This is a genomic window from Olivibacter jilunii, from assembly GCF_900607235.1.
Taxonomy (GTDB): domain Bacteria; phylum Bacteroidota; class Bacteroidia; order Sphingobacteriales; family Sphingobacteriaceae; genus Olivibacter; species Olivibacter oleidegradans.
In genome coordinates, this window is sequence record NZ_LR027851.1 from 492,781 (window position 1) to 513,361 (window position 20,581).

Genomic DNA, 20,581 nt, shown 5'->3' on the forward strand with positions numbered 1-20,581 from the left:
TTTAATAATTTACGGCATGCTGATTTAATCAATCCAACCTGGGTTCTGTTTCAAGTTGGGATTCATTTGGATTTCATTTGATGGTATGGGCCAGGTATACAGATGATCACCTTTATAGCTATAATCGCTGACATTGGCACCCCAAATCTGCTTTCGACCATTTCCGACCTGGAAAACCTTTTCTTTCCAAGTAGCCCATCGTAATTCATCGAAATAGTTAATACCTTCATTAGGAAATTCCACTCTTCGTTCATTGCGAATACGCTCGCGCAAGTCTTCTTGTCCTGTCACGGTAGTGGCTGTATTTGAATTTAACAAGGCAACACCCGCCCGCGCCCGTACTTCATTCACTTTTTCGACTGCCTCTGATAGCAGCCCTTGTTCGTTGAGGGCCTCGGCCCACATCAATAGCACATCTGCGTACCGCAGAATAGGAAAATCGATCGGCCCAAAATTCCGGTCTACTAGTTCAGTAACCCCTTCGGCTACAAACTTTCTATAAAAGTAAAAGAAATTGATCTGTGTGTCGCTTTGAATATCACCATCGATTGGCGCTTGCGCCCTAAAGGGCCAACGCATATGTTGTATACTTTCCACATTAGTAAAATTATAGGCACCGCGGAAGGTTGCATAAGGAGTAACTATATTCGCCTGCAAACGGGGATCACGGTTATCATAGGCTGCCTTAATGCGTTCTTCGTTACCCTGTGGTAGATAAAGCTCCATTTTTGCACCACGTAATGCAGCAGCGGCTTTTTCACTTTCGGTTAGGTTATCGCGTAAGAAAAACACCTCCCTTTCATTAACGGAAAGTTTTGTGTAGCCGGGAATAACCGCGTCCCAGCTGAATTTCGATCCATCCATATTTTCATAAAGATCCACGAGATGCGGAGAGGGCATATAATAGTTCCAACCGCGAGTGTAAGCGGAGGGCCATCCGCAGAATAGCTGGAAATTGTTTCCGTAACCAAATTCACTACGATTTTGAATTGAAAATATCATCTCTGACGACTGTTCATTGGCTTCCTTAAACAGAGCTTTGTAGTCAGCGAATAAAGTATGTCCGGCATCCTTCACCTTTTGGAAATCTGCAGCGGCCAATGCCCAATCGGTCTTGTATAGATAAATCTTTCCACGCAAGGCGTAGGCCGCTGCCTTGGTGACGTGTCCATAGTTTCCATCTCCGGTAGCGTATCGTTCCGGTAGCTGTGGTTCATTAATACAGTCGCTAAGATCAGCTAAAACCTGATCCCATACCTCTTCTTCGGTATTTCTTGGCTTAACCGCTTCTGTTGCCGTGAAAGGTTCCAAATAGATAGGCACCCCCTTATATACTTGATTTAATCGGAAATAGAAGTAGGCCCTCAAAAATTTACATTCAGCAATATACCTTGCCTTCTTTTCCGTACTAGATGGTGACTTCTGCGGAATGTTCTTTATGCCATCATTGGCCCGTTGGATGCCTTCATACATCATCTGCCAGATATTTAAGAACAAAGGATCGCCGGCAGTAATCGTACCTGTTAACAAGGGCTCATCCCAACGTCCTTGTCCTGTAAATGAGAATCTGTCCATCTGATACAGTTCATAGGGCGAAACGAGTCCGCTATGCCCCATTTTTAATCGTAACGCATTATAGACGCCGGCGACACCTAAATCGGTTAGGTTATCCGTAGTCCACATCGTGGTGCTGGAAACAGAAGAATAGGGGGAAGTATCCAATAGGTCTTTTTTGCAACTACAAAGAGCGCTAATCATTAATATCGCGAATATTTTTTTCATGATCATCTGAGTTTAAAAGGTTAGATTTATGCCTAATGAATATTGACGCATGGTGGGGTAATTTGAGTCGGGCCCAACTTCAGGATCCAAACCCGGAAATTTGGTGAACGTTAACAAATTCTCGCCAGCTAAGTAAACCCGAAGCTTGGAGATGGAAAATCGGTTAGCAAAATTACTCGGTATGGTATAACCGATCTGTAAATTTCTAAGTTTGACAAAGGATGCATCATAGAAATAGAAATTACTGGTTCGGCCGTTTTGTGCATCGGTGACTCCCTTTAGGCGCGGATAATGTCCTTGGATATTGTTAGCCGGATCATTGGGATTTGTTTCGTTGTAATAGTAATGATTGTCAGCCACTAAAAGTGGAACTGATTTACCTTGTGCTACGATCGATTGGTTTAAATAAATCGTATTCCAATAATAAGACATTCCCGTGGCCGCCGACCAAATCATAGAAAAGTCGAATCCTTTATAAGCCATGTTAACGCTTAAACCGAAATTGTAAGCGGGTGTGGCACGTTTGTTCATAAACTGTTGATCGTAGACATTGCCATATATACCATCACCATTTAAATCCGCATAGATCAAATCGCCATACCAGATCTTAGTAAGATCAATACCATCTGCCGGCTGGAAGCTGTAACCGGCCGCAACCATCTGCTTTAACCATTCCATGTCCTCCGGTGTGCGGATCATGCCATCATGCGGTCCACCGTTTATGTTGACAGAACCGTCGGCCAAAAAATGGTCACCCGTACCTTGATAGATATTGTACAGGTAAAACTCGTTAATAGCATGCCCCTCCAAAATTCGTGTGTTGCTTCCATTTGAAACCTGGCCAATGTTGGATTGATAAACACGGTTTCCCGTGGCATCAGTTATGAAGCCCTCCTGCAAGCGTCCTTTGTATTTTTCAACCCGATTGGTGTTGTATGCAAAATTGCCGGAAATTGAATATTGGAAATCGTTAGCTTTTCCCTGATATCCCAAGCTCAATTCGACCCCCTTTTTGCTTACCTCAGCAATATTCATTGTCGCTGCTGCCGCAGTGCCGGTAGTTGCGGGAATATTTGGAACGAAGAGGATTCCGTCCGTATACCCCCGGTAAAAATCAACTTCGAAATTAAGCTTCCCTTTCCACGTGATACCGGAGATGCCAAGATTGGTTGTCGTGGTTGTTTCCCAATGGAGTAAATCGTTACCAAGTTTCGTCTGCGCCAAGCCTCGTACCGCTTGATTGTTAAAAGAATAGGGAACGGTACCATATGTCGGCAAATGGTCATAATTGCCGGAAGCATTATTGCCGGTTCGGCCCCAAGAGGCGCGAATGCGAAGATCATCGATAAAGGATTTAATAGACGACATAAAGCGCTCTTCGGAAATCCGCCAACCAGCAGAAAATGCAGGGAACAAGCCCCAGCGACGCGCGGCTCCAAAGCGCGACGAGCCGTCATAGCGTATGACTACTTCTCCAAGATAGCGCTGGTTAAAAGCATAATTGAGACGACCGAATACCGATCGCAAACCATAATCTGTTTCATCTCCGTTAATGCCAGTCATGGTTGTGCCTGAATTTAATGTCGTTAAATCAGGATGTATCAAGCCTAATTTAGCAGCATCAAAATTATATTGGTTATAATATTGTTCGTTGTACCCCAATATCGCACCAAAGTCGTGTTTTCCAAGGGTGTTGTTGTAACGTAAAACGTTATCGATTATCACATTATAGCTTTTGTACAAAGAATATCGGGTTGTCATTTGTGCTGGAGTTTGTGCAGCTGTACTTAGCTGATTGGTTGCAAAATTCCATTTCTCATAGGGGATAGGGTGGGTGTTATTCTCTGTATACGAATTGTCGTAGTGAACTTTTGTTTCAAATGTTAAGCCTTTTACCAAGTCCAATTTTGCAAAGATTGTGCTATTAATGCGGTTCACCTGGTTTTTTCCCCCTTGGCTGTTTAAGAAGGCTAATGCATTGTTGGCCGTTGCCGACTCCTCGGCTGCGGCAGGGAATCCATAAACACCGCGGTAGCTAGGGTATACACCTGGAACCGTTTGCGTTAAGTAAGAATATGCCGTTGCAACGTCAACGACACTGGTATTCTGGATGTCACCGAAAGTTTGGGTGCCCACCGTCAGAAATTTGGCTACTTTAGCTTGGAGGTTAACGCGCAGCCGAATATTGTCGGCGCTGGTTAAGGGCATTGTTCCGGGATTATCAAAATAACCAACGGAGAAAAGATATTGCGTGTTTTCTGTTCCACCGTTCAAAGCAAGGTTATGATTTTGCAATAACTTCCGTTCTCCGAAAAGTTCTTTTCCCCAATTTGTATTAGGATAAGCGACATAATTGGGAATACCGTGTTCGGTTAAACCATTCGGATCTTTCGCCGCTGTCTCCCATTTATCGATTGTTGCGTCCGTATATATAGCAGCTTGTCCAAGATTCATAAAACCTTCATTTACCAGTCGCATATGCCTGGTGTAGTCAGTGACAAATTCGGGCACATTGTTAGGCCTAAGCAAGGAAGTCATGCCGGTATAGGATACGCTTGTTTTTCCCTTTGTGCCCTTCTTAGTTGTAATCAAAATAACACCATTTGAACCTAGCGATCCATAAATAGCTGCGCTCGCTGCATCCTTCAAAACGGAAATTGCCTCCACATCATTTGGGTTGACGGCATCCATAGAACCTACAATACCATCGATAACCACTAAAGGGGAAGTGCCGTTTAAGGTTCCTGTTCCACGTACTAAAATGTTGGACCCATCCGCTCCGGGTTTTCCGGTGCTCGCTTGCACATTGACCCCTGCTGCAAGGCCCGCCAAAGAAGAAGATAAAGTGGAAGTAGAACGGTTCTCTATAGATGACGCATTAATCGTAGCAACAGACCCAATGACATTCTCCTTTTTTTGCGTTCCATAGCCCACTATCACCACTTCGTTCAGATCGTTAATCAGTGGTTTCATGGAGATTGTTAGCGTAGCTTGGCCATTTAGGTTGATCTCCTGAGCTTCGTATCCTAAAAATTGCACTAAAAGAATTCCTGTACGGAGATTAATCTTGCATTGGAAATGGCCTTCGTCATCGGTTGTAATTGTTTCGCCACTGCTTTTGTTTTTTATCGTGACACCTGCTAAGGGTTTGTCCTGTTCGTCTACTACAATTCCCGTCAGTAATTCTTCTTGTTGTGATATAACGGATACTTTTCTTTGCAATAGGATTGTCTTACCGCGGATGTTATAGTCTAAGGACTGATTAGCAAAACAGGCGTCGAGTACTTCTCTGATATCTTTGTTTCGCATATCTACCGTAATAGGTTGCAACTCTTGTGCAACACGATTATTATAGAGAAAATCGTAATCTGCCTGTTGCCTGATCTTTGCGACGATCTCTTTTAGTGTTGCATTTTTAGCCTTAAGGGTGATTTTCTGTGCAAAGCTGGATGCATGCACCTGCAACATGGTTAGTACAACTAGCAATGCGGTCAGTTTCATTTTTAACAAGATGTGACGGAAACAATACGGTATCATACCGAATGACGTTTCGATAAAATTTTTATACATTTGATTGTTGGGTTTAAAATTGTTTAGAAGCAATGAATTTATTTACCTAACTGTAGCCTGTGCTACTGAGCCGGAAATGCGCCAACATTTCCGGTTTCTTTTTTCTCCTTTCTTTATTTGGTAACGTTGCCTTATTTCATTATTTGTACTCGTTGTTATCCATCACAATAAGCTTTCTTCCCTGAAGTTTAAACCGAATGTTGCCGAGTGTCGTCAAATCACGGAGAATATCTTGTAGGTTGGCATTGCGAGAAAAGGTCCCTCCGTAACGATCGGTGTTGTCAGTTTGTTGATAGCTTACTTCCACATCATACCAACGTTCAATTACGGGCATAATTTGTTGGATACTTTGATTATCAAATATAAAGTAGCCGTTTTTCCAAGAAATAATATCTGCTGGATTTACTGTACGTACCTGCATATTTCCGCGATTCTTTTGGACGACTGCTTGCTGGTTTGGATATAGTTGTTTAGTGTTTGCTGATGTAGGTTCTTTCACCACTACACTCCCAGATAGCAAGGTAGTTTGGACAAGGGACTCTTCTGGGTACGCTTTAATATTGAAACTGGTGCCCAGCACTTGCACGGTGCTGCCCTCACTTCGGACAACGAAAGGCTGTTGAGTCCGTTTAGCAACTTCGAAATAGGCCTCGCCCGCTAGTGTGATAACTCTTTCTTTCAGATTGGCGAATGAACTGGGAAAACTGAGCGTTGAACCAGCATTAAGCCACACCTTCGTACCATCTGCTAATTCCAATTGATATTCACCACCTTTTGGGACATGAAGTGTGTTAATTATATTTGCATCTTGCTTTGTCTTTTGGTCCTTTGCTTTATATACTACACGCCCTTCGTCTTTTGTAATTAAGGCTTCCTCGTTGGCTATTGTACCGTTTTGGGTGTCGTCTAATTGAATGGTGCTACCGTCGGCAAGTGTCAGAGTTGCCTTATTTTTTCCAGGAACTATAGGAGATTCACTTGCTTTCGCTATATGCCGCGTTGATTGTTTCATTGGTTTTAAAAGATGGATATAAGAACCGATTAGTAAAACACCGACAATGGCGGCTGCCGCATAGTACCACAATTTCTTAACTGTTCGCGTGTTTCCTGAAGATGAAAGTGCGGTGGTTTCTTTAATACGTTCGAAAATGGATTCTTTTATGTCGTTCTCAATACCGAACTTTTCATCCCATGGCTTATCGTCTAGCCGAAACTCCTGCCAATACTCTCGTAAACGTTGCTTTTCCTCGGCGCTACACAGTCCTTTGGTATATTTTTTATAGAGTGCAATAAAATCTTCTCGATTCATAAGATTAACTGGTTATTATGGTAGTGACAAAAAATTAAAGACACACACATAAAAATTTTATTTTTTTTTGAGAATGTGTTTTATTTGCAGAAACCAATTATGTCAAGCAGCAAACTAACCGACCTTGAATTATGGCTCGCGGTAAAGCGAAGCGATCAACGAGCATTTAGTTTTTTGTACGATCGATATTGGTCAAAAATCTATACGACTTCTTATAGCTATCTGCGCGATAAAGAATTAGCTGCAAATGTAGTACACGATGTGTTTACTTCGCTTTGGTTACGAAGAGACGCGTTGATGATCCAATCATTTGAAGCGTACGTAACGAGAGCTACCAAATACATTATCTTCCGGAATTTGTCCCAGCTTCGAAAAAATTTAATGGAATATGAGGACGATTTAGAACGAAAGTTGAAAGATGATACAACTAACAGGGGAGAAGAAAGGCTAGTACAAGACGAATCGATGCAACTTGTTCAATATTACTTATCGGCACTACCCGCTCGATGTCAGGAGATCTTTTCGATGAGCCGATTTGACCAGTTGTCTAATGAGGAGATTGCCCAACAGCTCGGAATTTCAAAAAGAACGGTAGAAAATCAACTCACCTATGCTTTGAAACATTTAAGAATGCATTTAAAAGAATTAAGTATTATCTGCTTGTTTTTGTTGGTATCTTAATACAGCTTGTTCATTTATTCGTTATGAAGTGTGGGAATTTTTTAAATGTTGACGGAATTCATTCCATGCTTGCTGATAAGCTTTGCCACCACCCCGAGTGCTTCTCATATAGCTATTTCCTATTTGAACACTTACTAGGAGAAAAAGAAGAACAATTGCTAGTATAATGGTCACTGGTAGTATATGACTAAACATCCAACTAAATACCTGCTTTTGAATAAAATACTCAGGAAAGAGAAGGTTTGTCAAGTATATTCCCCCGATAACGAGACCTATCAACAGGGCTATGGATACCGTGATTGATTTCCACAGCTTGCCTTTTTTCAGAACGGCTGAATAGCTATTCGTATGACTCCATTTTTCCAGCTCAACCAATTGTTCATCTAAATTATCTTCAATTTTTTTTACCGGAATTTGATGTTGATCAATCCATTGATGACAATAAAGTAATTGTTCTTTGAGGTGCGCCACTTGCTGTAGCGAACTTCCTAAACTATGTAAAAAACCCATAATCTCAATTCTCAAATTTAATAACCCGTCCTATAGTATAGTTAGCTCTTTGCATGTCTTTTGGGTAAGCAATAAGCACATCTTCTTGTACAATTTCTTCCATTAGATGTTTAATAACGCGCTCTTGGCTAGCTCCGAAATTCCCGATTGATAGTTCACTTTGCCTATTATCCATATTATCTTCTACTAGGGTGTTACTTCTGACAATAAAGATGGAATCACCTTCAATCTTCATGACCTTAACCAATCCGATTCCATTTATACTTTGCTCATCTGCGGTATTAATAAAAGATACACGTAAAATATCTCCCTGTTTTAACTGCCTTAAACGATTGTACAACGTTTCTTTCCGAGTGGCAGCTTCCGCTGATTTTTTTGCATTTATCTTTGGCATTACAACCGATAGGACAGCAATAGCGATTAAGAAAATGATTGTATTTCTGAAGAAGCCAATTTGAAAAGGGACAGCCTCCTTTAGTACTTCAGCCTCCTTTTTTATAAGGTCACTCCAATCTGCTTTTAGAATTTCCTTTCCTTGAATCGTATAAAGCCGACTTTTCTTAACACTCGCTGGGAACCAAGGTCCCAACCAAGAGATATAATGTTGGCTAATTGCCAATACGAAGGACTCTTCAACTTGCGCGTTCTTGAGCTTTCCCTGAATGTTTTTTTGGATAAGTTGTTTTTCGTTAATGGAGTAAATAAAAATCATGTGTGAAAATTTGTAATAGGTAAGGCTGTTGTCAAAAATTAAGCCATGGTTCATTTAATGGTGTTCTTTCCGTACTAATGTTGTTGTAAATTTTTGGGAGACAGGGCTTAGCTAGCATTGTTTTATAATTTCTTGTCACTGACAAGTGGCATGACAAATGGTCGTATTTTTTCTTTCGCACTATTTTGTGAGCGATGCTTGCATTTCCAATGTGGAAGCTGTTTTTATATTGACTCACTATATATATAGCAAACTTTCTTTTGTAATCGTTTGTTATACAGCAAAACCAATAGCTTTCTCAGAAGTATGTAGGATGGGAAAGTAATATTTAAATTATGAAAATGTCTGATGCATTTTGCACACGAGTTAAGTGGTATCACTTGTTTTCTCATCAAGTCTATTGAAATGGAAGTTAATCTAGATAGAAAATTGATCGATGAACTTATTGTCAAAGGGTATACTGTATTGGTTTCTTCAATGCACTCAACTGGGAATTATTGCCTATTGACGCCAAAAAAGTGGGACTTGGAGGCAATTAACAGTAATCAATTTGCTGCCTTGGGAGAAGAAGAGATTATTTTGCTGGATGACCTGCTACTTTTTAATTGTGATGAATTTAATGGTTATAAGGTAGTTAACTAAATAGCACCCATCGAAAACTACAGGTGAAACAATTAAAATGGTCTCTATGTTTTATAGTAAACTATTTACCCATGGATTCCTTTGATATTACGGTGGCCGGCAAGGTCTATCTGATAAAACCCGCACTTAACAGTTCGGAGCTGTCTTTCACAACCGATGTCGATAATAGTGAAGTACTATTCAAGGACAGTGGGGATGGCATTATTGCTATTACAACCAATGCGGATATTGAAGTAAAGCTTTTGGAAAAGATTGCCAAAGAGATAGAAAAACAGATAAGCTAAGCCTACTAAAAAATCCCTCAACAGGCGATGAGGGATTTTACAACTATGCTACTAAAACGAGACGAAAAACACTCGTCTATTTAATAACAGATCCTATAGCTCATTGTTCTGAGAAACATAAATAACTAACGAAGTTGTTGAATTTCAAATTTGTATTGATTTGTTAAAAAAAAAACAAATAATATGTCCAATCGCGAATACTCAATTGTCATAGGGGTATAAAAACAAAATATATCATGGAACAGAGAATTAATTTTCAGACTAAAGGACAGAATGCATTAAAGGCTTTATTCGGTGTTGGTGCCTATTTGAAAAAATCGTCAATTGAAAAAAATCTTCAAGAATTGGTACATTTTAGAATATCACAGATAAATAAATGTGCCTATTGCTTGGATATGCATTCCAAGGAACTTCGAGCCGCAGGCGAAACAGAGCAGCGTCTGTATGGTTTAAGTGCATGGCGAGAAACATCTTATTTTTCTGCACGCGAAAGGGCTGCTTTGGCTTGGGCAGAAGCGGTCAATCATTGCGATGTGCCTGATAACATCTACCAAGAAGCAAAGGTCCATTTTTCTGATGAGGAGCTTGTGGACTTAACTTTAACCGTTGGCGCAATCAATGTATGGAATCGACTTAATATTGCTTTTCATACGGTGCCCGGTGACTATAAAGTAGGTCAATTTGGATAAGCGGTTTTTTAGACGCGGTTTCTAAAAAGGTTGCCCGGAAGGAAGGGCAACCTTTATTGTATCGTAGAAAGTAGGGAAATGAAGCGATTAATCGACCAATTTTTTTTTAATTATGACCGCCGCCTGAAGTATAGCCGTTTTAATTGCAGGTACATGAGCTATTGGATTTAGTAAGCCGTAGTCGTGAATCAGTCCATTATAACGTGTAAATTTCCCTTTCGGTTTCTGTAATACCTGAATAATCTACTTCTACCGATTTCTGCGCGCCAACAATACCTGACGCGCTTCTTCCGCACCTAACTGCTCAATTGGTTTGCCATCACCCGCGTTCAATTCTTTTAAGAACCCCCGTATTTCCTTAAAAATAGAGGGATCATTCGCTGCCTTTACAGGAGGATTTGTCTGTGCCATACTTTAAGTGTTTGTGTTAAACTCATGAATGTTAACGCTTGGTTTGTTAATCGTTTTTTTCATATTTTTTTATTTTGCAATTACTCCTAATGCCTGAACCAAAGGCATTGTGATTTGATTTGAAGTTGACGTAAAGGGATAAATTGACCTATACTTTTGTACTTCTTCTCTTTTGAAAGATTAACGGAACCGTAAGTGCTTGCGAGGTTATTTGAAAAAATATTTTTATAAAGACTATAAGATTAGTAGTATTTTTTTATTATTGTAAAAAAAACGAATGACAAGAGCGTGCGTACCGACTTGTGGGATGCGCATTAATCATTACTAAAATAAAGGCTTTTCAATTGGCGTTGCAAGCCTGCGTTGTAACTAAATTCAATCATTATGCGCTATTTCGTAGACTTCAGATCTGTTTTATTCCTGTTTCTTTTGGTTATTTTCTGCAATTCATCCGGGATTGCGAGGCAAGAAAAAGAACAACCAAATATTTTATTCATCGCTGTCGACGATCTGAACAATCATGAAGGAACCTATGGACAAACGTATGTGAAGACGCCCAACATCGATCGCCTAGCGCTTGAAGGAATCCAATTCAACAAGGCTTACAATCAATACCCACTTTGTAGCCCCAGTCGAAGTTCACTACTAACCGGTCATACACCGGACGTAACCAAGGTATACGAACTTAAAACCCACTTCCGTGAGACTTTACCGAATGTCATAACCCTGCCACAACTTTTTAAAAATAGCGGTTACTTCACTGCGCGAGTCGGAAAAATTTATCACTATGGTGTACCCTCCCAGATCGGTACGAACGGTTTGGACGACTCAATTTCATGGGACATACGTATCAATCCGAAGGGACGTGATAAAGCGGAAGAATCAGCAGTTATAAATTTGACGCCGGACCGGCCCTTGGGGTCTGCCCTGTCTTATTTCAATGCCCAAGGTACGGATGAGGAGCAGACGGACGGACTAATCGCAACTGAAGCAATCAAATTGTTGATGCAAAGCAAAAGCAAAAGAAAACCATTCTTCTTAGCTGTTGGTTTTTTTAGACCGCATACACCTTACGTAGCACCTAAAAAATATTTTGATCTATATCCACTCCAGACGGTTCCGTTGCCGAAGCAATTGCCGAATGATTTAGATGATATACCGGAGGATGCTTTGTTTACAAAACCCGCGCATTGGGGATTGAGTGAGGAAAAGCAAAGAGAAGCACTTCGGGCTTATTACGCTTCTATCTCTTTTATGGATGCACAGCTGGGCAGAGTACTAAATGCGCTGGACAAATTGGATCTTACAAAAAACACCATTATAGTCTTCTGGAGTGATCACGGTTACAATGTCGGGCATCACGGGCAGTGGATGAAACAGAGCCTTTTTGAGACATCCGCGCGCGTGCCATTGATCTTTCGCGTGCCAAGGATTAGTGGCGGCAAACGTTCCGATCGTACAGTGGAACTACTCGATATTTATCCTACGCTCGCCGAATTAGCCGATATCCCCGCTCCGAAAGACTTGGAGGGGGAAAGTTTAGTGCCACTCCTTCATAATCCGAAAGCCCGATGGTCCAAGTCCGCTTATACTCAGGTAAAAAGGCCAAATGGAGTAATCGGACGAAGCGTTCGTACGGAGCGATGGCGATATACCGAATGGGATGCCGGTAAAGCAGGAGCCGAGCTTTATGATCATGAAACGGACGCCAACGAGTTCTATAATTTGACAGATGATCCGGCTTATGAGAAAATAAAGCAGGAGCTGATTATAGCGCTAAAAAAGCGATTCCCTCCCGGTGAGTAATCTCTAATATCTGTTTGCGTAAGTTTTGGCGTAGCGAATTTAATATAGGCTTGAATAATCACTATTTGTCGAAGAGTTAATCATCGTCATTATTTTGCTTTTTTACGACTTGACTTTAGAAGTTCCCGATTCTTGATATATACGTGTTTGATTTTAGAATTTTCGACATTCTTTTCTTCGATTTCGAAATGTCGACTAAGTGATTTAAAGAAGGGTGTCAGTTTGCTAAACCCGTATATACGAGGATCAAAATCGGGTTTCCTTTTGTTCAGCAAGGCACCAAGTTCAGCGAGTGATGCCCATCCGCTTTCATCGGCAACGTCATCAATCGTGTTCTTTATTAATTTAAGAAAATTATGGCTGATGCTTTCTGCGTCCGCACTCCGAAGAGATTCCCGCTCGGTAGGTTCCTTTTCTTTATTTAGCGCTTGTGTTCCACTGCCTGTAGACTCGCGGCTATTATATAGAATCTCAATATAAATGAATTTATCGCAAGCAGCAATAAATGGTTTAGGTGTTTTCTTTTGACCTATGCCTAATACAAGCTTTCCCGACTCTCTGAGTCGAATGGCAAGTCTTGTAAAATCGCTATCGCTGGAGACAATGCAAAAACCATCCACTTTTTGGGTATGGAGTATATCCATTGCATCTATTATAAGTGCAGAATCGGTTGCGTTTTTCCCCGTGGTATAACTGTACTGCTGTATGGGCGTGATGGCATGAGTAAGTAATGGTTCTTTCCACCCGGCAACATAGGTGCTAGTCCAGTCGCCATAGATTCGTTTGATAGAAGGAGTGCCATGCCGCTTTACCTCATCTAAAATACCTTCTATCTTAGTACTTGAAACGTTATCTGCATCAATAAGAACGGCAATATTCAAATCTGCATTTTCTTTTTTTATACCCATTGCATCATCTTGTATGATCCATATTAAATACTTTATTGCAAAGATATCAATAAACTTTTTTAAGGGGTACTATCGATCCTGTAACGATACGCGAGTTATTCATTGTTTACCGAGTAGCAATTATCAAAAATAAAACCGCATCAATTTGCATTGATGCGGTTTAAAGACAATATCATGGAGTTGTATTAAATCAACTTAACATTTACTGCATTTGGACCTTTTTGGCCTTGTTGTACTTCAAATGAAACATCATCATTTTCACGAATACGGTCTTTCAATCCGGAGCTGTGAACAAAAATTTCGCGTCCGCCATCTTGTGGAGTAATAAAACCGAATCCTTTGGTTTCATTGAAGAATTTTACTATGCCTTTTTGCATGGTGTAATAGATAAAATAAAAAAATATATTAATTGCTATAAAGATACGTATAATTTATTGATATACAAGTTTTTTTGATTTTAGTTTCGCTGTGTTCGGAGCCTGTTACAATACGTGGTTTAATATTTGTTGTCTATTCAAAGGATGATCGTTGCCGTATGGCCTACGTAACGAACTTGTTAAAAATATGCTGGCCTTATTAAGCATCAAACTTTGCAAACAAATTATACCCCTTAATTGTTTCATAGATAGTTTAGATCAGAAAGTATGAAGAGGACATCTGCTCCCTCATTACCGGACCGGTTCCACGAGGTTATGCTCCGAACAGTATCGCCGGACGTAGGTCACTTAGAAGTGGACAGCGAGCATCAAATTGTAAAGGTAGATAAAAAAGCTGCCGAATTATTGGGATATTCCGATGTAAATTTGGAAGGAAGTAGCTTGTGGGATGTATTGTGCGAAAAATTACCCGCCTATCATTATCAGACAATTAATATGGCCATATTGAAGCGAATGGAACATGTGGTTTATACAACGCTAAATATATCCGGTTCCTGCGTTTGTCTAAAAATAATGCCAAAGCAACAAGGACTGAGGATTACGATTTCAACTCGGATTCCATCTGATTTTTCAGGAAGAACAGAACTGTAATGATTGTTTAAAGGGCGCAAGTTTCGACTTTTAGCAATTGATTATAACCGGTATCGTAGCGAAATGGAATGCCAGATTGCTTGCGCGAAAGCAGGATCATCATCTGATCCGCTAAAATACCATTGTGATGCTGACCTCTCTAAGGTTTGCACGATACCATCTAATAAGATTTTGACCGATGTGTCGGTCTTCTTGATGTCTTTATTTAGTATTCTAACCTCGTAGTCTATGTTCTTGAAAGTTACCCTTAGGGGTTGGCTTTTATAAAAATATGTCTCGTCAGGTAAAATCGTATCTTCCATAAAGCAGACGCAAAAATAATTTTTTCGCGAGTTTTTTCTTAATTGTTTTCAAAATCGTGTACGTAATTGACATTTTCGATGGTTAATGGAAACAAGGTCATTTTCGTAGTTTTCTGTTAAAAACGATTTTACGCAAAAGATGAAAGCCGTTTGTGAACTTGCCGCTTGCTTTCAGTATAGGTAAACTGAGTACTGCGAGTAACGAAATCGCCGCAGACGTCCCCAAAGCTCCCCCATATCCGTTAAAAAAACTACTCGTATTGAGATAAACCGTGCAAAAAACAAGTCCGGCAGCACCGATTAAAAAATAATTTGAAACAAGACGTGCGGATACCATACCAATAAAGGACGAGCCAATAAAAACCACAGGAATATTCGTCGTGAGGTATGGGGATAAAAGCTTGGGAAATAAAAAGAAGAAGATCGCAATACTTAAAGATAAAAAGGCTGATGAGCGGACAGGACCTTGCTTTAGATGCTCGTTGACATAGAAAGTGCTAATTGCGGCAGCAAAACTTACAATGAATAAAATCAGTACAGACATCAGAAAATAAGAAAAAAAATCAAAGATGTAATGGTTACACCGGCAAATGCGAGAACACCTAACTTGCCACCAAGACCTGAAAAAAGGCTCTTGGAGAGAATCATCAACATGCCCGTGAAGATACTGGCGGCTAAGATGAAAAGCATACTTGATGCCACCTTGGTACTTGACATCCCGATAAAGGCTCCGCAATAAAAAGCGGGCGGAAGCTGTTTTAAATAATGTGAACGCTTATTTAAATTCGGAAGAAAGGAGGCACTTGTTCCTACCATGCCCGCCGCCATGACAGGCCCTAAATGTAATATGTTATTTATATAATAGGAACATAAAGCACCAACAGGAATCCAGAGAGCGACGAAAATGTGCTCATAAGTATGTTCTTCGTGGTGGAGGGGCGCCCTAAGATATGTTATGGTGAGCGCGATGGAAATGAAGATAACAAAGATCGGAATGAAAGTAGTACGCTGATGCTCTAAAAGAATAGCAATAAGAAATAAGCTTTGGATAATTAATAAAAAGAGTACAAAAGATATGCGGATCGTTTTCTTCCAGTTCATTAATGTTTTTTTGCGGGTGCAAAATTAAAACTAAAAATGAAAGAAGATGTCTAAAAAGATATTTTCTTCGCGTGTCGAGCGACACTTTTTTAGACATCTTCTTTATCACCGCATTATACTGGATGCTTATTTGGAAATCGGTAAATGGGTAGTAATCGCGATTCGATTCCAAGCATTGATCGTAACAATAGCCATGATTAACTGTGATAAGTAATGCTCGTCAAATAGGTTGGCGGCTTGCTCATATACTTCATTAGATACGCCTCCCTGATGGATAAGTGTCATTTGTTCTGTCAGGGCCAATATAGCCTTTTCCTCTTCATCAAATAGATCGGTTTCACGCCAAGCACTAAGCAAAAACAAACGCTGTGCTGTTTCACCACCTTTTATGGCATCTTTTGTATGCATATCCAAACAAAAGGCACAACCGTTTATCTGCGAAGCCCGCACTTTTAGCAACTCCTTATGCGATTTCTTCAGTGAAGTTCCCTGTAAATATTTTTCCAATCCAAACATAGCTGAATAAGCGGCCGGTTCTACAGCCTGCACATTGACTCTCGTTTTCATAATCTTACAATTTGTATTTCTTTATGGATTCAAAGGTCGGGAAGAAGGTGGAGATAAATCTTAAACTGGTTTAAGAACGTATTTTAGCTCTGAGTTCACTAAGGTACTCAGGTGTAAAGCCAAGGTAGGATGCCAATAAGTACTGCGGGATTCGCTGGATGAAGGAAGGATAATTCGTACTAAAATGCCGGTACAATTCTTCTTTGGAGAAGTCATATAGGTATTTCATGCGCATTTGAGAAGCTGCAAAAGCATGTTGAAAAGTTAGACGGAAATATTTTTCCATAATCGGAAATCGATCAAGTAGTTTATCTTGCACGATACGGTCGATAATCAAGACTTCTGTTTTTTCTACCGCTTGAATAAAAAAAGACGTCGCTGCCTGATGTTGAAAAGCCATATAATCGCTTATCCACCAATTTTCGATGGCAAACTGTGTTGTCTGTTCAACTCCTTTTTCATTAACAAAGTACATTCGTAAACAACCCTTTATCACAAAATAATTGGATTTACATATTTGACCTTCAGTTAATAGAAAATCTTTCTTTTGTAAACTTCTGCCGCTAAAATAAGGAATCACGTCAAGAAAGTCTTCTGCAGATATTTTAATGAATTTTCGTAAATGATGAAGTAGTTCTTGCGCCATATATACAGCTATTTAAAATACTAAGATAAAATTTTATATGGTTATCGGTTTCGTTTTTTACGAAAGTGCTCTTTTCCTTGACGGAAGGAACCAAACCAAAGAACGAATTGATGAATCCATTCTGGACATTTTTACTATTCAATCGAAGGTGAAGAGGTCATAATTTATTACAAAAAAAGCCGCAGTTGCTAAACTGCGGCTTTCGTACCTAGGGCGGGAATCGAACCCGCACTCGCTTTAAGGCGAACAGGATTTTAAGTCCTGCGTGTCTACCAGTTCCACCACCTAGGCAGCTATACTAGCTTTTAAAATTAAAATCCTTTCTCGAGAGAAAGGATTCGGAGCGAAAGACGAGGTTCGAACTCGCGACCTCAACCTTGGCAAGGTTGCGCTCTACCAACTGAGCTACTTTCGCTTGTTTCGATCTTTTTGAGACCGTTTTTCCGTTTTGGTGATGCAAATATAGGCAGTTTTCAATTTCTGGCAAATTATTTTTTAAAAAAATGTAAAGTATTTTATAAGTTATTGTTAGTCAGTATATCAAAAATAAAGTCGTTTTCATAGCCTTTGGACAGTGCGTACTGAGCCAACTTATTTCTTCGTTTATAAGGGTCTGATTCTTTCAAATGCGCTGCTTTTTTTTCTAACAATCCACGCAACTTATCATAATATGCTTGTTGGTTGATTTGGTTCAAAGCATTGTGAATAAGTCGCTGTGAAATTTGATGCAATTTTAGTCCCTGTCTGATTTTTATCTTACCCCAACTTTTGATCGTAAACTTTCCCGAAGCATAGGCTAAAGCAAAGCGTTCTTCGTTTAAGAAATTTTCGGTAATAAGGTCAGAAATAATTTCTTCAACATCCACTGGATGAAGCCCCCAGCTGTAAAGCTTATCACGCATTTCTTGTTGGCTCCTTTCTTGATAGGCACAGTAGCTTTCCGCTTTTGATTTGGCCTGTTGTCTTGTCAGCTTTTTTTGTTTTATCTCTTTCTCGTAGTCCATACTTCTAAAGTCGTAAAAAATTGCCGTATTCCTAAAAAATACTCAATTTTGGACCTGCAAAGGTAAATGGTTAGAAAAAGGTTCTAAAACCACTGCTTATTCAAAGAAAGACGGCTTTCTTTTGGCCTTTCCAAATATCCAGATATAGCATGAAATGAGCAATAAGATTTATACTGTACAAGATATAGCAACTATTGTTGCAGTAGCTTCCGAATTAATTGATCCTTCAGCCATTGTTTATACGCTAGCCTATGATAGTCGCAAAATAACGGATGCGAAACACGCTCTTTTTTTTGCGCTGCCTGGAAGGAGAGACGGACATCAATATGTGCAAGAGGCCTACCGTGCAGGTGTCAGGAATTTTGTTGTCAGGCCAGAAGCTGTTAACATTACCGATTACCTTAATTGCAATTGGCTTTTTGCGCAGGATACACTGCATGCATTACAACAGTTGGCTACCTACCATCGGAAGCAATTTGCATATCCTGTAATTGCGATTACAGGAAGTAATGGCAAAACTATCGTAAAGGAATGGCTTTATCAATTACTATCTCCGGAATACCACATTGTTCGGAGCCCAAAAAGTTATAACTCACAGCTTGGTGTACCTTTATCACTCTGGCAAATGGATGGACAACATAATTTAGCCATTATTGAAGCCGGTATTAGTAAAGTAGGTGAAATGGAAGCCATTGAAAGAATGGTGAAGCCAACAATTGGTATATTAACAAACATCGGCCATGCTCATGATGATGGTTTTGCTTCCACTAAAGAAAAGACCATTGAAAAGTTAAAGCTTTTTAAAGATGCTGATAAAATCGTTTATAACCCGATATACGTAGATTCAGCAATAGAGGTACCTGGTCGACATCATTTTACATGGAGAATCGGCAAAGGCGCTCAGCTGGAGGTAACGGCTTCTCTCAAGGAAAACGGATCGCAATACGTGTTAGAAGCAACGTACCTTCAACAGTCTTATGTGCTAACTGTGCCATTCGTGGATAAGGCTTCTATAGAAAATCTCGTTTGTTGCTGGGCCCTTATGTTAGCAATAGGTTATGAAGCGATGGTTATCGTTGATCGTGTGAAACGTCTCCTTCCTGTAAGTATGCGTTTAGAACTTAAAAAGGGCATTAATAACAACTCGATTATCGATGATTCGTATAGCAACGATCTGTCATCTTTACTGATCGCTTTAGACTTTCTGAAACAACAGCAACAACATTCACGTAAAATGCTGATACTTTCCGATTTACCGACAGTAGGGCAAAATCAAACGGCACTTTATACAAAAGTAGCCTCCATGCTCGAAGGCAAAGGACTTGATCGATTGATTGGCGTAGGAAAACACCTTCGTCAAAATGCAGCATTATTTCGTATGGATACCCAATTCTTTGATACAACAGAACAATTGCTGACAAATATACCTAAGCTTGAGATTCGAGATAGTACAATACTCATTAAAGGCAGTCGGGTTTTCGGCTTTGAAAACATCAGTAAAGCGCTTACGCTACAAACGCACGAAACTACGTTGGAAATTAATCTAAATGCGCTGGAGCACAATTTGAATGTTTATAAATCATTGTTGCAGCAAGGCACTAAATTGATGGTAATGGTAAAAGCTTTTTCCTATGGGAGTGGAAGTTTTGAAATTGCTAATTTGTTACAATTTAATAAAGTGGATTACCTAACGGTTGCTTATGCCGATGAAGGGATTGCTCTTCGAAAAAGTGGTATCACGCTTCCTATCGTAGTAATGAGCCCCGGAGAGGATACTTTCGAACAAATGATTGAGTATCGTCTTGAACCGGAGATATATAGCTTTTCTGAACTCGAAGCTTTTATCAGCAAGTTGCCTTCAGAAAAGATGGAAGCCTATCCGATACACATTAAGGTGGATACAGGTATGCATCGATTAGGCTTTGAACCGGACGATGTGGATCGATTATTGGCCAAATTGAAAAGAACCGATAAAATAGTCGTAAAAAGTGTATTTTCGCACTTGGCGGCAAGCGGGATCCGGGAACACGATAACTTTACATCAGAACAGATACGGTTATTTGATGTTTTTACGCAAGATTTAACGCGTGGCTTAGGTTATCATTTTATTAGGCATATAGCTAATACATCTGCTATTTCCCGCTTTCCGCAAGCACAATTTGATATGGTTCGTTTGGGCATCGGGCTATATGGTGTCTCAGCAGATGAATATCGTTCTTTGCCATTGCAGTCGGTAACTCGCCTCCGTACGGGGATTACCCAAGTTAAGTATATAAAGGCTGGAGATACAGTGGGTTATAATAGGAACGGGCGTTTAAGCGGCGACGGCACCATTGCTACGGTAAAGATCGGTTATGCCGATGGATACAGTCGAAGGTTTGGCAATGGCGTTGGAAAGATGCTTATAAAAGGAATGCTTGTACCCACTGTTGGAGATATTTGTATGGATATGTGTATGTTGGATGTTACAGGGATTGATGTTAGGGAAGGAGAGGAGGTTTTGGTAATGGGAGAGGAACTTTCTCCAGAAACATTGGCAAAAGCGATCGGGACTATCCCATACGAAATCCTAACAAGTATTTCACAACGCGTAAGACGCGTTTATTACTTTGAATAAATTTAATCTACC

At 40.1% G+C, this 20,581-nt stretch carries 21 protein-coding genes and 2 tRNA genes; 7 read left to right on the plus strand and 16 right to left on the minus strand.

Annotated features, from left to right (window positions below):
• Positions 1 to 24: 24 nt before the first annotated feature.
• From E0E36_RS16010 to E0E36_RS16020, 3 genes are all read right to left on the minus strand, one after another.
• Positions 25 to 1,782, minus strand: coding sequence for a RagB/SusD family nutrient uptake outer membrane protein (locus tag E0E36_RS16010; protein ID WP_130856793.1), 1,758 nt, complete (start codon positions 1,780 to 1,782; stop codon positions 25 to 27).
• 12 nt (positions 1,783 to 1,794) lie between these two features.
• The gene (locus E0E36_RS16015; RefSeq protein WP_165447009.1) at positions 1,795 to 5,283 is read right to left on the minus strand and encodes a SusC/RagA family TonB-linked outer membrane protein; all 3,489 of its coding nucleotides are present in this window, start codon (positions 5,281 to 5,283) and stop codon (positions 1,795 to 1,797) included.
• Between the two features lie 208 nt (positions 5,284 to 5,491).
• Positions 5,492 to 6,661 (minus strand): FecR family protein, encoded by a 1,170-nt coding sequence (locus E0E36_RS16020; protein ID WP_130856795.1) that lies wholly within the window; start codon positions 6,659 to 6,661, stop codon positions 5,492 to 5,494.
• 99 nt (positions 6,662 to 6,760) lie between these two features.
• On the opposite strand from E0E36_RS16020, the gene E0E36_RS16025 reads away from it, so the two are divergent.
• Positions 6,761 to 7,342 (plus strand): RNA polymerase sigma factor, encoded by a 582-nt coding sequence (locus E0E36_RS16025; protein ID WP_013667911.1) that lies wholly within the window; start codon positions 6,761 to 6,763, stop codon positions 7,340 to 7,342.
• A 21-nt stretch (positions 7,343 to 7,363) separates the two neighbouring features.
• Here the strand turns inward: E0E36_RS16025 and E0E36_RS16030 are convergent, their stop codons facing one another.
• Positions 7,364 to 7,867 (minus strand): DUF6097 family protein, encoded by a 504-nt coding sequence (locus tag E0E36_RS16030; RefSeq protein WP_130856796.1) that lies wholly within the window; start codon positions 7,865 to 7,867, stop codon positions 7,364 to 7,366.
• Positions 7,857 to 8,564, minus strand: a complete 708-nt coding sequence (locus E0E36_RS16035; RefSeq protein WP_130856797.1) for a hypothetical protein — start codon at positions 8,562 to 8,564, stop codon at positions 7,857 to 7,859. Before E0E36_RS16035 ends, E0E36_RS16030 begins: the two co-directional genes overlap by 11 nt.
• Positions 8,565 to 8,912: 348 nt before the next feature.
• Between E0E36_RS16035 and E0E36_RS16040 the strand changes: the two genes are divergently transcribed.
• The 3 genes from E0E36_RS16040 to E0E36_RS16050 all read left to right on the plus strand — a co-directional run bounded on the left by E0E36_RS16040 (position 8,913) and on the right by E0E36_RS16050 (position 10,179).
• Complete coding sequence (locus E0E36_RS16040; RefSeq protein ID WP_013667908.1) at positions 8,913 to 9,206, plus strand: hypothetical protein; 294 nt, start codon at positions 8,913 to 8,915, stop codon at positions 9,204 to 9,206.
• 71 nt (positions 9,207 to 9,277) lie between these two features.
• The gene (locus tag E0E36_RS16045; RefSeq protein WP_013667907.1) at positions 9,278 to 9,490 is read left to right on the plus strand and encodes a hypothetical protein; all 213 of its coding nucleotides are present in this window, start codon (positions 9,278 to 9,280) and stop codon (positions 9,488 to 9,490) included.
• Positions 9,491 to 9,726: 236 nt separating this feature from the next.
• Positions 9,727 to 10,179, plus strand: a complete 453-nt coding sequence (locus tag E0E36_RS16050) for a carboxymuconolactone decarboxylase family protein (RefSeq protein ID WP_130856798.1) — start codon at positions 9,727 to 9,729, stop codon at positions 10,177 to 10,179.
• 249 nt (positions 10,180 to 10,428) lie between these two features.
• Here E0E36_RS16050 and E0E36_RS16060 read toward each other — a convergent pair whose 3' ends face one another.
• Complete coding sequence (locus E0E36_RS16060; RefSeq protein ID WP_207303774.1) at positions 10,429 to 10,590, minus strand: hypothetical protein; 162 nt, start codon at positions 10,588 to 10,590, stop codon at positions 10,429 to 10,431.
• A 384-nt stretch (positions 10,591 to 10,974) separates the two neighbouring features.
• Here E0E36_RS16060 and E0E36_RS16065 point away from each other — a divergent pair, with 384 nt between their 5' ends.
• A complete protein-coding gene (locus tag E0E36_RS16065) occupies positions 10,975 to 12,396 on the plus strand; it encodes a sulfatase (RefSeq protein WP_130856799.1) in 1,422 nt (473 codons plus the stop codon).
• Positions 12,397 to 12,485: 89 nt separating this feature from the next.
• Here E0E36_RS16065 and E0E36_RS16070 read toward each other — a convergent pair whose 3' ends face one another.
• Together E0E36_RS16070 and E0E36_RS16075 are read right to left on the minus strand one after the other, a co-directional pair.
• Positions 12,486 to 13,304 (minus strand): NYN domain-containing protein, encoded by an 819-nt coding sequence (locus tag E0E36_RS16070; RefSeq protein ID WP_130856800.1) that lies wholly within the window; start codon positions 13,302 to 13,304, stop codon positions 12,486 to 12,488.
• A gap of 185 nt (positions 13,305 to 13,489) precedes the next feature.
• Positions 13,490 to 13,681 (minus strand): cold-shock protein, encoded by a 192-nt coding sequence (locus E0E36_RS16075; protein ID WP_013667904.1) that lies wholly within the window; start codon positions 13,679 to 13,681, stop codon positions 13,490 to 13,492.
• Positions 13,682 to 13,948: 267 nt separating this feature from the next.
• Between E0E36_RS16075 and E0E36_RS16080 the strand changes: the two genes are divergently transcribed.
• Complete coding sequence (locus tag E0E36_RS16080) at positions 13,949 to 14,332, plus strand: PAS domain-containing protein (protein WP_130856801.1); 384 nt, start codon at positions 13,949 to 13,951, stop codon at positions 14,330 to 14,332.
• A gap of 41 nt (positions 14,333 to 14,373) precedes the next feature.
• Here E0E36_RS16080 and E0E36_RS16085 read toward each other — a convergent pair whose 3' ends face one another.
• The 8 genes from E0E36_RS16085 to E0E36_RS16120 form a co-directional block, all read right to left on the minus strand.
• Positions 14,374 to 14,634 carry a hypothetical protein gene (locus E0E36_RS16085; protein WP_013667903.1) on the minus strand — a complete coding sequence of 87 codons (261 nt, stop codon included), beginning with the start codon at positions 14,632 to 14,634 and terminating at the stop codon, positions 14,374 to 14,376.
• 97 nt (positions 14,635 to 14,731) lie between these two features.
• On the minus strand, positions 14,732 to 15,178 hold the full coding sequence (locus tag E0E36_RS16090; RefSeq protein WP_130856802.1) for a hypothetical protein: 447 nt from the start codon (positions 15,176 to 15,178) through the stop codon (positions 14,732 to 14,734).
• Positions 15,178 to 15,735 carry a hypothetical protein gene (locus tag E0E36_RS16095; protein ID WP_130856803.1) on the minus strand — a complete coding sequence of 186 codons (558 nt, stop codon included), beginning with the start codon at positions 15,733 to 15,735 and terminating at the stop codon, positions 15,178 to 15,180. Before E0E36_RS16095 ends, E0E36_RS16090 begins: the two co-directional genes overlap by 1 nt.
• A 126-nt stretch (positions 15,736 to 15,861) precedes the next feature.
• Entirely contained in the window at positions 15,862 to 16,302 is a 441-nt protein-coding gene (locus tag E0E36_RS16100) for a carboxymuconolactone decarboxylase family protein (RefSeq protein ID WP_013667900.1), read from the minus strand.
• A 70-nt stretch (positions 16,303 to 16,372) separates the two neighbouring features.
• Positions 16,373 to 16,948 (minus strand): Crp/Fnr family transcriptional regulator, encoded by a 576-nt coding sequence (locus E0E36_RS16105; protein ID WP_130856804.1) that lies wholly within the window; start codon positions 16,946 to 16,948, stop codon positions 16,373 to 16,375.
• Positions 16,949 to 17,153: 205 nt separating this feature from the next.
• Positions 17,154 to 17,239 (minus strand) — tRNA-Leu (locus E0E36_RS16110).
• A gap of 51 nt (positions 17,240 to 17,290) precedes the next feature.
• Positions 17,291 to 17,363, minus strand: a tRNA-Gly gene (locus tag E0E36_RS16115).
• Positions 17,364 to 17,463: 100 nt separating this feature from the next.
• Positions 17,464 to 17,952: a regulatory protein RecX gene (locus tag E0E36_RS16120; RefSeq protein WP_130856805.1), complete on the minus strand. Its 489-nt coding sequence runs from the start codon at positions 17,950 to 17,952 to the stop codon at positions 17,464 to 17,466.
• 154 nt (positions 17,953 to 18,106) lie between these two features.
• Between E0E36_RS16120 and E0E36_RS16125 the strand changes: the two genes are divergently transcribed.
• Complete coding sequence (locus E0E36_RS16125; protein ID WP_130856806.1) at positions 18,107 to 20,569, plus strand: bifunctional UDP-N-acetylmuramoyl-tripeptide:D-alanyl-D-alanine ligase/alanine racemase; 2,463 nt, start codon at positions 18,107 to 18,109, stop codon at positions 20,567 to 20,569.
• Positions 20,570 to 20,581: the final 12 nt, after the last annotated feature.